9 protein-coding genes, 8 tRNA genes and 3 pseudogenes are annotated in these 12,948 nt (G+C 57.2%); 5 read left to right on the top strand and 15 right to left on the bottom strand.

All coding sequences use genetic code 11. The annotated features are described in order from the left end of the window. The first annotated feature begins 155 nt into the window (after window positions 1–155). Window positions 156–803, top strand: a complete 648-nt coding sequence (locus ACB037_RS02735; protein ID WP_139737946.1) for a hypothetical protein — start codon at window positions 156–158, stop codon at window positions 801–803. 292 nt (window positions 804–1,095) lie between these two features. After that, window positions 1,096–1,446: a hypothetical protein gene (locus ACB037_RS02730; protein WP_342040877.1), complete on the top strand. Its 351-nt coding sequence runs from the start codon at window positions 1,096–1,098 to the stop codon at window positions 1,444–1,446. 510 nt (window positions 1,447–1,956) lie between these two features. Here ACB037_RS02730 and ACB037_RS02725 read toward each other — a convergent pair. After that, a pseudogene (locus ACB037_RS02725) lies at window positions 1,957–2,691 on the bottom strand (IS481-like element ISAs19 family transposase); the annotation flags it as partial. 67 nt (window positions 2,692–2,758) lie between these two features. Here ACB037_RS02725 and ACB037_RS02720 point away from each other — a divergent pair. Beyond that, window positions 2,759–3,921: pseudogene (locus ACB037_RS02720) on the top strand (IS3 family transposase). Window positions 3,922–3,930: 9 nt separating this feature from the next. Here the strand turns inward: ACB037_RS02720 and ACB037_RS02715 are convergent. Together ACB037_RS02715 and ACB037_RS02710 are read right to left on the bottom strand one after the other, a co-directional pair. After that, window positions 3,931–4,239 (bottom strand): annotated as a pseudogene (locus ACB037_RS02715) (helix-turn-helix domain-containing protein); the annotation flags it as partial. Between the two features lie 119 nt (window positions 4,240–4,358). Next, window positions 4,359–4,985, bottom strand: coding sequence for an HAD family hydrolase (locus ACB037_RS02710; RefSeq protein WP_371174853.1), 627 nt, complete (start codon window positions 4,983–4,985; stop codon window positions 4,359–4,361). A gap of 164 nt (window positions 4,986–5,149) precedes the next feature. Between ACB037_RS02710 and ACB037_RS02705 the strand changes: the two genes are divergently transcribed. After that, complete coding sequence (locus ACB037_RS02705; protein ID WP_371174852.1) at window positions 5,150–6,514, top strand: MDR family MFS transporter; 1,365 nt, start codon at window positions 5,150–5,152, stop codon at window positions 6,512–6,514. 104 nt (window positions 6,515–6,618) lie between these two features. Here ACB037_RS02705 and ACB037_RS02700 read toward each other — a convergent pair whose 3' ends face one another. The 3 genes from ACB037_RS02700 to yqfB form a co-directional block, all read right to left on the bottom strand. Further along, the gene (locus ACB037_RS02700; RefSeq protein WP_010673839.1) at window positions 6,619–7,005 is read right to left on the bottom strand and encodes a DUF1622 domain-containing protein; all 387 of its coding nucleotides are present in this window, start codon (window positions 7,003–7,005) and stop codon (window positions 6,619–6,621) included. Between the two features lie 61 nt (window positions 7,006–7,066). Then, on the bottom strand, window positions 7,067–7,987 hold the full coding sequence (locus ACB037_RS02695; RefSeq protein WP_042014548.1) for an alpha/beta hydrolase: 921 nt from the start codon (window positions 7,985–7,987) through the stop codon (window positions 7,067–7,069). An 87-nt stretch (window positions 7,988–8,074) separates the two neighbouring features. Next, on the bottom strand, window positions 8,075–8,407 hold the full coding sequence (yqfB, locus tag ACB037_RS02690; protein ID WP_042014549.1) for a N(4)-acetylcytidine aminohydrolase: 333 nt from the start codon (window positions 8,405–8,407) through the stop codon (window positions 8,075–8,077). Window positions 8,408–8,677: 270 nt separating this feature from the next. Here yqfB and ACB037_RS02685 point away from each other — a divergent pair, with 270 nt between their 5' ends. Further along, window positions 8,678–10,510: an SLC13 family permease gene (locus ACB037_RS02685; RefSeq protein ID WP_039039596.1), complete on the top strand. Its 1,833-nt coding sequence runs from the start codon at window positions 8,678–8,680 to the stop codon at window positions 10,508–10,510. 211 nt (window positions 10,511–10,721) lie between these two features. Here ACB037_RS02685 and ACB037_RS02680 read toward each other — a convergent pair. From ACB037_RS02680 to ychF, 9 genes are all read right to left on the bottom strand, one after another. Further along, a tRNA-Leu gene (locus tag ACB037_RS02680) sits at window positions 10,722–10,805 on the bottom strand. An 8-nt stretch (window positions 10,806–10,813) separates the two neighbouring features. Further along, window positions 10,814–10,890: transfer RNA gene (locus ACB037_RS02675), tRNA-Met, on the bottom strand. A gap of 36 nt (window positions 10,891–10,926) precedes the next feature. Next, window positions 10,927–11,001 (bottom strand) — tRNA-Gln (locus tag ACB037_RS02670). 46 nt (window positions 11,002–11,047) lie between these two features. After that, window positions 11,048–11,124, bottom strand: a tRNA-Met gene (locus ACB037_RS02665). Between the two features lie 39 nt (window positions 11,125–11,163). Continuing rightward, window positions 11,164–11,238, bottom strand: a tRNA-Gln gene (locus ACB037_RS02660). Window positions 11,239–11,279: 41 nt separating this feature from the next. Further along, window positions 11,280–11,354: transfer RNA gene (locus ACB037_RS02655), tRNA-Gln, on the bottom strand. Between the two features lie 42 nt (window positions 11,355–11,396). Next, a tRNA-Gln gene (locus ACB037_RS02650) sits at window positions 11,397–11,471 on the bottom strand. 8 nt (window positions 11,472–11,479) lie between these two features. Next, a tRNA-Met gene (locus ACB037_RS02645) sits at window positions 11,480–11,556 on the bottom strand. A 235-nt stretch (window positions 11,557–11,791) separates the two neighbouring features. After that, the gene (gene ychF / locus ACB037_RS02640) at window positions 11,792–12,883 is read right to left on the bottom strand and encodes a redox-regulated ATPase YchF (RefSeq protein WP_010673843.1); all 1,092 of its coding nucleotides are present in this window, start codon (window positions 12,881–12,883) and stop codon (window positions 11,792–11,794) included. Between the last annotated feature and the right edge of the window lie 65 nt (window positions 12,884–12,948).

The following is a 12,948-nucleotide window of genomic DNA, read 5'->3' as shown; positions in this document are numbered from 1 at the left end:
GGAGGTGACGAGGGTTGCAAAGAAGGTGCGTTGCAACATGAGATTTAGGCTCTGGAATAAATACCAGAACGGTAAAATCAGTGATAATACTGTAGGTCATGAACAGGACCCATGGCGATCATGAAAATAGATGGCCCACTTGAATGACAAGGCTGGTGAAGACATTGATGACTAATATTAATGTTGTATGCACGTTGGACGTTTCAAGAGAAAACGAAACGTACAATCTCAGTGAAATTTCTCAAATGGTTAATTTGAAGGTAGCTGCCGTTCGATGGCAGATTTCTTCTCGAAATCGCCTTGAAGCGCGAATTATAGTTTTAAGGTTTATTTTTAGTCTTATTGTTAAAAAAATACCTGGATTTAAGTTGTGGTGTGTTGTTGGTGACTCAGTTTGGCAAAGTGATACACGGATTATAAGACACAATAAACTTTTTAAGAGATTAAAGGAACGAGGGGTAGAGATAAGCCATGCAGCTCACTTTTTGGAAGAACTAGTAGAATCAGATGGAAAGTTGAAGTTATTTGGTGCTGCTCAATTATCTGAGTTGTCAATTGAATCAGTGGTGAGTTTGATGGAGGAGGAATCATGCTCCTATCTTATTGCTGTGCCAGAAGAGTTTGAAGTTCATGCGTTAATATGCAGAGGGTGGAATGCTAGTGAATTGATAGATACAAGGTTATTGTGCGAGATTGTTAAAAGTAATGGTCTGGTTCTTAAAATGGTTGGTGCCTTTGATGATCCAGAGTCAGGGTTCGTCGGAATAGGGACGCCAGAGATGGTGAAGGTGTTAGTTGCGTAACTTTATAAGAGAGTCAAGGACGAGAGCAGTGTACTGATATAATAAATAAGAAAGGTATGGTGACGGACTTCGCCTTTGTGGGTACCAGATGTGCGAGTTTTTATACAGAGATATGGGCAGATCTAAAATCTTGACCATGTGGGTAGTCGAGATTTTGTGAAGAGAGTATGCAGAAGTGCATTGATTTATGGTTTAATATTTTCATAAGTATAGATAATGATCTTGGAAAATTTGAACTCTTCTTAAATGTGATGTCAGGATTTTTGGGTGGTGTCAAAATTAGGGGGTGATTATGTCATATCGTGATGCACTGAATGAGGCTATTCAGCATTGGAACTCAGGCTCTATAGAGGATGAGTGGTTTTTTGAAAAGTTTAGAGATGATGCCATCTGCAAAATGAGTCCATCTGAAGCATTTTGTTTTATAAGTGAAACTATCGAATTTTTAATCAGGGAAGATGATGAGTCTACCGCTTGCGAAATATTGCAAACGATTATTGGTCTTGCAAGCAAAAGCCAAACAACTGAAGTGCCGAATGCTCTTGTCGAGAATAGGGAAGTAATTGAAAGCCAGTTTTGTCAGAGAGGTGAGTACTCAAAAGGTAAGCTTGCAGAGTTGTTTAGGTATTATAGAATTTCGTGATGGAATGATGAACCATCAACCTTTCATGACGAGAAGCAGTTTTCTGAGTGGTTGACGAAAACGTAAGGGAACGTTTTGAGGTTATCTGGTTTGATGAACATTAAAATACTCATTATTTCCCAGGGATTTAGACGCATTTTATAGTGCGTGTGGTGGTGTGAAGTTATTTTTGGTCGTGACTATGTCATGGAGAAAGTTAGTCTGGATAGATTTTTTTATCTAACCCACTAATACTGCCAGAAGGATGGGGTATAAGACGTACCTAGATATGACAGTTTAGATGACTGGTATATCATCGCGAAAGCAGGGCCTTAAATAAAATGTCGATTGACCTATATAAAAGTTGTATGGGTACAATGAGCACAGGTCTAGGTATCATCCGCATCACATGGCCTTGAGAACATCAAGCTAATGATTCGAGATATAGAAGCGCCTCCTTTGTGGAGGCGTTTCTATTGGTGTGTACAGATCTAGTTATCACCTGACACCGGCCTCAAACCGGTGTCTTGTTTACGCTACTTTAGTGCGCACTTCCTTCGGTATCAATTTCAGACCCTTTTTGAACATGCTGTAGGGAGTCTGTCCTTCCATCATCCTGCCTTGATGTGGCCGCTGGGTGTTGTAGTGATCCAGATAGCTGTCCAGGTCTGTCTGCATCTGCTCTACCGACTCATACCAGGTTGTCCTCCCCTTGATACGGAAGTGTTCATCCAGCAGGGTGCGATGTAGCCGCTCGATAAAGCCGTTGCTCTGCGGCCTGCGTACCTTGGTGGTCCGGTGCTCAATCCCCTCCAGTTGCAGGAACAGCTCGTAGGGATGATGGTCAGGGCGGCCGCAGAACTCGCGCCCGTTGTCCGACAGGATGGTATAGACCCGCGCCTCATGGGCTTCGAAGAACGGCAATACCGTTTCATTGAGCACATGAACCGAGGTCACCGGCAGCTTGCTGGTGTAGAGCCGTCCCCAGGCGTGGCGGCTGTAGCAGTCCAGTACGGTTTGCAGATACACCTTGCCCACCCCCTTGAGTGCGCCGACGAAGAAGGTGTCGACCGCCACCAGTTCCCCGGTGTAGTGAACCTCAATTTGGCGTTCGCGAAACTCGGGGCTGAAGCGCTCGAGCAGGCGGATCTGCTCGTCATTGAGCTCAATCGTCTGTTCCCTGTGGGTTTTCTCGAGGCGCAACAAGCGGTCATGCTTGGAGAGCAAGTCGTGACGTTGCCACACGCCACGCACACCGCCCGCACTGTAGTGGTCTAATCATCCCGGACACCATTTTAGGTGGAACAGTCGCCACGATGACCTGAGGTGTTCAATGACAAGATTACGTCGCTCATCTACTGCCGAGTTCAAGCTGGAAGCTGCATCCCTGGTGCTCGACCAAGGCTATTCAGTCCCCGAAGCCAGCCGTTCACTGGATGTCGGCGAAACCGTGCTGCGTCGATGGGTTCAGCAACTTCAATCAGAACGAAGTGGCGCTACACCTGCTAACCGGGCGCTGACCCCTGAGCAGCAAAAAATTCAGGAGTTGGAAGCCCGCATCAACCGGCTTGAACGCGAAAAGGCCATTCTAAAAAAGGCTACTGCTCTCTTGATGGCGGACGAACTCGAACGTACGCGCTGATAGACCGATTAAGGGAGCAAGCCCCCACCACCCTGGTCTGTTGCGCTTTCGGTATACCAACCGCCTGTTTTTACGACTATCTGGCTCGCAGGCGCACAATTAACCGTGAACGGGTGCAGCAGAGAAGTGAGTTACGGTGTTTGTTCAAAGAGAGTAGAGGCTCAGCTGGCAGCCGGGCCTTGATGTCAATGATGCGGGCACTGGGGCATCAGATTGGTCGGTTCAAGGTGCGTCGCCTGATGAAGGAGGCCGGGCTGGTCTCCAAACAACCGGGAGCTCATCGTTATCAGGTCGCGCGGTCTGAACGACCGGATATTCCCAATCTTCTGGCGCGTGAATTTGATGTCCAGCAACCCAATCAGGTGTGGTGCGGCGACATCACTTACGTATGGGCAGGTGGCCGCTGGCATTACCTGGCCGCGGTGCTCGACCTCCACACCCGACGGGTCGTGGGCTGGGCGATGTCCGGCAGGCCTGATGCTGAGTTGGCCGTGAAAGCGCTCGACATGGCGTATCAGCAACGGGGCTGCCCGTCTGGCGTGCTGTTTCACTCCGACCAGGGCAGCCAATACGGCAGCCGGGTATTTCGGCAACGGCTGTGGCGCTATCGCATGACCCAGAGCATGAGTCGGCGTGGCAACTGCTGGGATAACGCGCCGATGGAGCGGCTGTTCAGGAGCCTCAAGACGGAATAGCTTCCGACCACGGGGTACATGAGCCTGCGGGAAGCCAAGCGGGATATCAGCTACTACCTGATGGATTACTACAACTGGCGGCGCCCGCATCAACACAATGATGGGATACCGCCAGCAGAGGCCGAAAATCGGCTTAACTGTGTGTCCGGATTTAGTTGACCACTACACACTGACGTTGATGCCTTGCAGAGCCAGTTCTTGCGCGACCCGCAGCGGGCCATGGGTTGGTCTGGTGAGAGAGTAATCGAGGATAGCCTGTTCAATCTCGGGAGCGACCCGGTTGGGATGCGCCCCTTTACAGCCGGGTAGTTTGTCGAGCAAGCCCTCGGCGCCATAGGTCTGATAGTTACGGCGAATTTCGTAGAACTGCTGACGGCTGTAGCCGATGAGCTTGCAGGCTTTGCTGACGTTATTGAGCTCTTTGGCGAGCTCTAGCAGACTGAGTTTACGACGTGCTACTTTCTCGTTGGTGGTCATACGGTGACTCCGGATAACACGGTAGGGGTACCGTTTTGTTATCCGGTTTGAAGCCGTATGACCACTCCCTTTTGTGGGCAACTGTCAGGTGAATACCATCTCCATACAGTTTACCCATACTAGCGCGGGTAAAGTGTGCCCTGATCGACCAGCAAGGTGGTCATGCCGGCGGCCTTGCCCGCCTGAATGCCTATCCGGGTGTCTTCAAACACCAGGCAGTTGGCCGGGTTGGCGCCGAGCTGCTCGGCCACTTTCAGGAAGGTGTCCGGGTGGGGCTTGTGATTGACCACATCATCGGCACTCACCAGCACGGAGATGAAGGCATCGAGCCCGGTCTGACGCAGGATGTGCGCCGCATGTTCCCGGGTTGAGCCGGTACCTATGCCCATGGGCACCTTGTCGTGGTACTGCCTGACCAGCTCCCACATGGCGGGAAACACCCGGACGTCGTCGATCCGTGCCAGGTAGAGGGCCACCTTGCGCCGGGCAAAGGCTTCCACGTCGATGGTCATCCCGTGCTGCTCTGCCAGCATGGTCACTATCTTGCGGGTGGGGATGCCGCCGTACTCGTTGAGCTGTGCCCGATCAAACGGCAGGCCGAACTCGGCACTGGTGATTTCCCAGGCATCCAGGTGCAGAGGCATGGAGTCCACCAGGGTGCCATCCATGTCGAAGATCAGGGCGTCGTACTCGTCGAATCGGGGCTGTTCACTCTGGTGATGATCGCAGGGGGATGACTGGGGCATGGGGGGCGTCCTCTTCGGCAAAGACTCACCCTAGCAGATCCGGCGCGCAGATGTCGCGACCTTCATCATGGTTGGCAGTGGTTTTGACCATCGGCTAATGATTTATGAGACAATAATGTGCCTTGCACCCCCAGTGCCGATATCTCACATAAGCGAGCCTGCCTATGTCCCCCAAAACCGTCTTCTCGAGCGTGGCCCTGGTGATCGCCCTGGGCTCACTGGAAAAGAGCATCGTCACCACGCCCTTGCCCATCATAGGGGTTGAGCTGAACGCCGGTGCCGCCCTCACCTGGGTCGTGACCGCCTATCTGCTGGCGGCCACTGCGGCCCTGCCCATCTATGGCAAGTTGAGCGACATGTTCGGCCGGGTACGCATGCTCAACATCGGTATCGGCCTGTTTCTGGCGGGATCCGTGGCCTGCGCCCTGGCCCAGGATCTGCCAACCCTGCTGGCCGCCCGCGTGCTGCAAGGGTTGGGGGGCGGTGGGCTGATCGCACTCGCCTTTACCGTGATCGCCGACTGTATTCCGCCACGGGAGGTGGGCAAGTATCAGGGGTATATCTCGGCGGTCTATGCGGTCTCCAGCATCGCAGGCCCGCTGCTCGGTGGCTATTTTACCGAGCAGCTCAGCTGGCGCTGGATCTTCTGGATCAATCTGCCGCTCGGCGCTATCGCCCTCTGGCTGGTGAACCGCAATCTGGGTCACCTCAATGTGCGCCGCTACAGCCGCTTCGACTGGAAGGGAGCGGCACTGCTCATCACGGTCACCACCCTCACCCTGTTGCTGCTCTCGCCGGAGGCGGCCTTGCCCGCCGTCTGGCTCGCGGCTGCGCTGGGGGCGGCCTTGTTGCTGCTGATCCTGGTGGAGCGGCGGGCCCACGACCCCATACTGCCGGCCCACCTGGTGCGCCTGCCGGGTTATCTGGTGAGCGTGCTGCTGGCGCTGGCCTCGCAGCTGCTGATGTTTGCCGTGCTGGTCTACCTGCCGTTGCAGATGCAGTGGCAAAAGGGGATGAGCGCCAGTGATAGTGGCGGGATCATGGTGATCTTCATGGTCTGCATCACGGCAGGGGCCTTCGTCGGCGGCAAGCTCATCGGTCGCACCGGTCACTACAAGCGTTTCGTGGTGGTGGGGTTCGCCCTGGCAGCGCTGGCCCTGTGGCAGATCCACTTCGACCTCTGGGCCAGACTGGGACTGGGGTTTGCCGGATTGGGGCTGGGTCTGGTGCTGCCGGCGCTGTCGGTGGTGGTGCAAAATGCCCTGCCGCGGGAAGATCGCGGCATCGGCATGTCCCTGTTCAACTTCGGCCGGGAGCTGGGTGGGGCGGTCGGTGTCGCCATCTGCGCCGTGTTGTTCCATGCCGCTCTGCCAGCAGGCAGCAGCCCCAATCTGGCCAGCCTGAGCCCGGCCGAACTGGCACCCGGTTTCAGCGCCACCTATATCGGCATGGCGCTGATCGCCACCGCCGCCCTGCTGGTCACCTTGCTGGCATTGAAGCGCCACGAGCTGGCCAGCAAGCACGCCTGATGGTTACTATCGGATACAAAGAGGGCTCCCCGTGGGGAGCCCTCTTCATGGGATCAGGCTGGTGCCTTTCCTTCCGTGTCGTGGCCTTGTGCCACTCAGCCCGCTCATCGGGCGTCGGGGCGGGAAGGTGACCTGACAGGCTCGGGTTGCTGGCGCTCGGCCTGGGCATCGAGCTCCTTGCCGAGGAAGTAGTTCAGGAAGGTGCGGATGACCGCGATGATGGCGAGGCGCACCAGCTCCTCCTTGCTCGGTGCCACTGTGGTGGCCAGGATGTCGGCAGCGAGCTGGAACTCCAGCGCCAGGATGAGCCAGCTGCCGAAGCAGAGGCGGATACGGGGAAAGCCGGGCTCGTGATCCCGCACTCTGGCCGCCAGCCAGAGGGTCTTGCCAAGGCCGATGACCACGCAGGCGATGGAGATGATCTCCAGCAGCAGCTGGAACAGCTCCACCCCGTGCATCATGCCCTCTTTCAGGCTCGCTATCTCGAACACTCGGGTTACCTCCCTGATTCAAAAGAGACACTTTTAACACGGCTTGGGGGCCGGTTCCAACTCAGAGTCTTCTGAGCATCATGGCTATCTGGTCGATGAGCTGACGAGCGGCAGGGCTGATGGCCGCCAGTTGGAAGTAGCCATGAATGACGCCATGCTGCCGCTGGCAAGTGGCATCGACGCCAGCCTGCACCAGCTTGCCATACAGGGCTTCCCCTTCGTCGCGCAGCGGATCATATTCCGCCGTGACGATATGGGTCGGCGGTAATCCTGACAGGGCGGGATGGTGGAGCGGGCTGGCTTCGGGATGGCTGGGGGGCAGGCTGCCCAGGTAGGCGTGAAAACCGCTTGCGAGCATGTCCCGGGTGATGAGGTAGTCGTCACCGAGATCGCGGTAGCTTTGGCTCTCGCAGAGGGCATCCAGCATGGGATAGAGAAGCAGCAGGGCCTTGGGCAAGGGGGCGTTGGCAGCCTTGAGCCGCAAGGTGGTGATCAGGGCGAGATGACCCCCTGCGCTGTCGCCGGCAATGGCGAGACGTGCCGGATCCCCATGCCATTTCTCCACCTCGGCCATGATGGCCCGTGTGGCGGCCAGCGCATCGTCGTGAGCCGCAGGATAGGTGTGTTCCGGGGCGAGGCGGGTGTGTACGGCGAAGATCAGGGCGCTGGCCCGGTTGCACAGCATCCGCATCTGGCGATCGTGGGTCTCGAAATCCCCGCTGACAAAACAGCCGCCGTGAAAATAGATCAGCACCGGATACGCGGGGTCCGGTTTGTCTGCGGGCCGATAGCAGCGGATGGCGTGGTGATCGGCCTGCCACTCCTCGATGGCGCCCACCTCTTCCCGCTCACCGCCCAACAGGGCAGAGGCTAGGTAGCCGTCACGGCGCGCCTGCCAGCTCAGCTGGCTCGCCTTGGGACGACCTGCGGCGATGAAGTCTGCCACCATGGCTGCGATGGCCGGTTCGAGTTGTTTTTCCATAAGACACCAATGACTGTATATAAAAACAGTCATTGTGCGCTTTTGGCCCGTGAGCGCAACCGGCGTTAGCTGAGGCAGCTCACAAAATCAGGCTTCAATCAGCACGAATTCAATCACATAGAGGGGCGGCAGTGCGGGGTAGATATCGCGGATCACATCTTTAAGCTCGGGGAGGGTCATGTTCTCCTGACGGGCGTGCTCGTCGCTCAGCGCCTCGAAGGCGACCGCCTTGACCGAGATGACCTCAATGGTGCCAAAAGGCTGGTGTTCCGGGTTGGTGAACAGGGCCAGGCGCTGGCCGGGCCGCCAGTTTGCCTCGCTCTCGTCGCGGATGGTGATGGTCTTTCGGCCAGCCTGGATGTCGGCGACAAAGCGGCTGAAGAAGGTGAATGCCGGGTAGGCCGGGGTGTGCTGGGTCATGTCGTCTCCGAAGGGCAAGGGGTGAGAGGGCGGCTCAGGCCGCGGCGGGCCCATTTTAGGAGGGGCAAGGGGAGCGTGCAGCACTTTTTACCCCGACATGTGAAGGGCGACCGACTGCGTTCACGGACCGGTAAAATGGCCGCAACTGAACCTGAATGTGAGATGATGCGGCCTCCTCTTTCTTGATATGTAACAAATCAGGGGGACGGGCTCTGTGGTCTGATGGCGTCCGAGGCCGGCCGTGGTTGACGTTGAACAAAAGGAGCAAGTGTGAATTCCGAGTTGATCTGGGTGCTCAGCATGCTGGTGGGTGCCATTCTCCTGTTTATTACCAACAAGGTCCGCATGGACGTGGTCGCCTTGTTGATCATCATCCTGTTCGTGTTGAGCGGCACCCTGACCCTGCCGCAGGCGCTGGCAGGATTCAGCGATCCCAACGTCATTCTGATTGCCGCCCTGTTCGTGGTGGGGGAGGGGCTGGTGCGTACCGGCATCGCCTATCAGGTGGGAGATGCCCTGGTGAAGGTGGCCGGCAGCAGCGAAACCCGCATGCTGGTGCTGCTGATGGTGGCGGTGGCGACCCTGGGGGCCGTGATGAGTTCGACCGGGGTGGTGGCCATCTTCATCCCCGTGGTGCTGAGCGTGGCGAACCGGATGGGGATCCCGGCGGGCAGACTGATGATGCCGCTCGGCTTTGCCGGCCTTATCAGCGGCATGATGACGCTGGTGGCAACCCCTCCCAACATGGTGGTGAACAGTGAGCTGATGCGGCACGACATCCAGGGGTTCGGCTTCTTCGGCTTCACCCCCATGGGGGTCATCATTCTGGGGATGGGGATCCTCTACATGCTGCTGATGCGCAACCGTCTGGTGCGTGAAGGAGAGGAGGGCAAGGGCAAGCAGATGGGACGCAGCACCATGCGGGATCTCATCCGTGACTACCGGCTGGCCGGGCGAGCACGCCGACTGGCGATCCGGCCCGACTCCCCCCTGATCGGCCAGACCCTCGACGAGCTGCAATTGCGTGCCCGCTTCGGGGCCAACGTCATCGGGATGGAGCGCTGGCGCAAGTTCAGGCGGGTGATGGTCAGTGTCACCGGGGTGACCGAGTTCCAGGCCAAGGATGTGCTGCTCATCGACATGTCGGATCCCGAGGTGGATGTGCGGGAGTTTTGCAGCGAGGCGCGGCTCGAGCCCATGATATTGCGCGGGGAGTATTTCTCCGACCAGGCGCGGGAGGTGGGCATGGCGGAGGTCTCCCTCATCCCCGGCTCCCGGCTGCTCGGCAAGAGCATCCGCGAGGTGACCTTCCGTTCCCGTTACGGCCTGAGCGTGGTGGGGATCCGCCGGGATGGAGAGGCGCTGACCGGCAAGCTGGTGGACGAGGCGCTGCAGATGGGGGATACCCTGCTGGTGGTGGGGAACTGGAGCCTCATTCGTCAGTTGCAGACCCATCATCGCGATTTTCTGCTGCTGGGCCTGCCTGCGGAAGTGGACGAGATGGCGCCGGCCCGCAGCCAGGCCATCCACGCCCTGATTGCCCTCGGGGTCATGATAGTACTGATGGTGACGGATCCCGTGCCCAACGTCATCGCGGCGCTCATCGCCTGCCTGCTGATGGGCAAGTTCCGCTGTATCGATCTGGAGAGTGCCTACAAGTCCATCCACTGGCCGACCCTGATCCTCATCGTGGGCATGTTGCCCTTTGCCCTTGCATTGCAGCAGACCGGCGGGGTGGATCTCATCGTCGGCGCGCTCATCTCGGCGGTGGGGGAGATGGGCCCCAGGGTGATGCTGGCCAGCCTCTTCGCGCTCTGTGCCGTCATCGGGCTCTTCATCTCCAACACGGCGACGGCGGTGCTGATGGCGCCCATCGCGCTGGGGACGGCCCATCAGATGGGGGTATCGCCTTATCCCTTTGCCATGACCATCGCCATCGCCGCCTCGGCAGCCTTCATGACGCCGGTCTCGTCGCCGGTCAACACCCTGGTGCTGGGCCCGGGCAACTACAAGTTCATGGACTTCGTGCGCATTGGCGTGCCCTTCACCTTGCTGGTGATGGTGGTGAGCGTCATCGCCATCCCCTGGTTCTTCCCGTTCTGACGACAGCAAACGATATGGCGGCCTGCGGGCCGCCTTTTTATTGCCCGCAGCGCTCTGCGAGATGAAAAGGGCGGCATCACGCGGGAGGAGGGCATAGCGCCGTCATGAGGTGGCGTTGCAGGCGTGCGATGGCGTGGAGAGGGGAAGAAGAGCGGCAAACGCCGGATACAAAAAAACCAGCCTGAGCTGGTCTGTTTGGTACTGCTTTCGATGGTGCGGAAGGAGAGACTCGAACTCTCACGCCTAGGGCGCCAGAACCTAAATCTGGTGCGTCTACCAATTTCGCCACTTCCGCAAGAATAATGGTGGCTATGACGGGATTCGAACCTGTGACCCCCGCATTATGAGTGCGATGCTCTAACCAACTGAGCTACATAGCCGTCTTGTGCACGACTTGCGTCGAATACAAGCAAAAATGGCTGGGGCACTAGGATTCGAACCTAGGTATGGCGAGATCAAAACCCGCTGCCTTACCGCTTGGCGATGCCCCAACAGTGTTCTTTGCAATCGGATGATTGAAGGAACGTTTTTCAAACATGGTGGCTATGACGGGATTCGAACCTGTGACCCCCGCATTATGAGTGCGATGCTCTAACCAACTGAGCTACATAGCCGTTTGTTGTCAACCACATAGGTGGAAGAGAACATAAAAATGGCTGGGGTACTAGGATTCGAACCTAGGGATGGCGAGATCAAAACCCGCTGCCTTACCGCTTGGCGATACCCCAACAGCGATGCCTGACAGAGACTGTCAAACATCATTCAAAAATGGCTGGGGTACTAGGATTCGAACCTAGGGATGGCGAGATCAAAACCCGCTGCCTTACCGCTTGGCGATACCCCAACGACGATGCCTGACAGAGACCATCAAACATCATTCAAAAAATGGCTGGGGTACTAGGATTCGAACCTAGGGATGGCGAGATCAAAACCCGCTGCCTTACCGCTTGGCGATACCCCAACTAGAGATGGTGGCTATGACGGGATTCGAACCTGTGACCCCCGCATTATGAGTGCGATGCTCTAACCAACTGAGCTACATAGCCAACCGTGCTTCCAGTGAGTCGTTGCCTCGTCACTGTGCGGCCGGAATTATGCGTATCTGGCTCTGGGGCGTCAACCCTTTTTTTGTTTGAAAAAACGAATTTGGGTGCGTTTGGCGAGTTATTGGCCGCTGTCGTGCAAAAGCCCAACAATCTGGTTTTTTTTACGACATTCGCACCCAGATCGCGCCTCTGGCCAGATAAAAAAGAGGCCAGCAAATGCTGGCCTCTCATGGGGTTAGACGTTGAACAGGAAGTTCATGATATCGCCATCCTTGACGATGTAGTCTTTCCCTTCCGCGCGCATCTTGCCTGCTTCCTTGGCGCCTTGCTCACCCTTGTAGGTGATAAAGTCGTCGAAGGCGATGGTCTGGGCGCGAATAAAGCCTTTTTCGAAGTCGGTGTGGATCTTGCCAGCGGCCTGCGGGGCGGTGGCGCCTACCGGAATGGTCCAGGCGCGCACTTCTTTCACACCGGCGGTGAAGTAGGTCTGCAACTTGAGCAGCTCGTATCCGGAGCGGATCACCCGGTTCAGGCCCGGCTCCTCGATGCCCAGATCCGCCATGAACTCGGCGCGGTCTTCGTCGTCCAGCTCGGCGATGTCCGCCTCGATGGCGCAGCAGACGACCACGACAACGGCGTTCTCGGCGGCGGCTATCTCACGGACCTGATCCAGGTAGGGGTTGTTCTCGAAGCCATCTTCCGCCACGTTGGCGATGTACATGGTGGGTTTGAGGGTCAGGAAGTTGAGGTGGCTGACGGCGTCCAGCTCATCCTTGTCCAGCTTCATGCCGCGGATCATCTGGCCGTTTTCCAGGGCAACCTTGATCTTCTCCAGCACTTCCACTTCCAGCTTGGCATCCTTGTCGCCGCCCTTGGCACGCTTGGACTGGCGATTGATGGCGCGCTCGCAGGCATCCAGGTCGGAGAGGGCCAGCTCGGTGTTGATGACCTCGATGTCGTCGGCCGGGGAGACCTTGCCCGCCACGTGGACGATGTTCTCGTCCTCGAAGCAGCGCACCACGTGACCGATGGCTTCGGTTTCACGGATATTGGCCAGGAACTGGTTGCCAAGGCCTTCGCCCTTGGAGGCACCGGCCACCAGGCCGGCGATGTCCACGAACTCCATGGTGGTCGGCACGACACGCTGCGGATTGATGATGGCCGCCAGCTGGTCGAGGCGGGGATCCGGCATGGGGACCACACCCGTGTTCGGCTCAATGGTGCAGAACGGGAAGTTGGCGGCTTCGATGCCGGCCTTGGTCAGCGCATTGAACAGGGTGGATTTGCCTACATTGGGCAGGCCCACGATACCGCATTTAAAACCCATGGATTGTTACCTTACGTGATGGATGCTTCAAGGGGCCGCGCGGGCGGCCCGTGTCGTGTTGCTTG

This window comes from Aeromonas sp. S19(2024), from assembly GCF_041402625.1.
GTDB lineage: Bacteria > Pseudomonadota > Gammaproteobacteria > Enterobacterales > Aeromonadaceae > Aeromonas > Aeromonas caviae.
This window is presented reverse-complemented; position numbering and strand designations above follow the sequence as displayed.

Bases quoted from the DNA above. Each gene is read 5' to 3' on its own strand.
- ychF (WP_010673843.1), bottom strand. From the start codon at position 12,883: ATGGGTTTTAAATGCGGTATCGTGGGCCTGCCCAATGTAGGCAAATCC.
- yqfB (WP_042014549.1), bottom strand. From the start codon at position 8,407: ATGACCCAGCACACCCCGGCCTACCCGGCATTCACCTTCTTCAGCCGC.
- ACB037_RS02730 (WP_342040877.1), top strand. From the start codon at position 1,096: ATGTCATATCGTGATGCACTGAATGAGGCTATTCAGCATTGGAACTCA.
- ACB037_RS02695 (WP_042014548.1), bottom strand. From the start codon at position 7,987: ATGGAAAAACAACTCGAACCGGCCATCGCAGCCATGGTGGCAGACTTC.
- ACB037_RS02710 (WP_371174853.1), bottom strand. From the start codon at position 4,985: ATGCCCCAGTCATCCCCCTGCGATCATCACCAGAGTGAACAGCCCCGA.
- ACB037_RS02705 (WP_371174852.1), top strand. From the start codon at position 5,150: ATGTCCCCCAAAACCGTCTTCTCGAGCGTGGCCCTGGTGATCGCCCTG.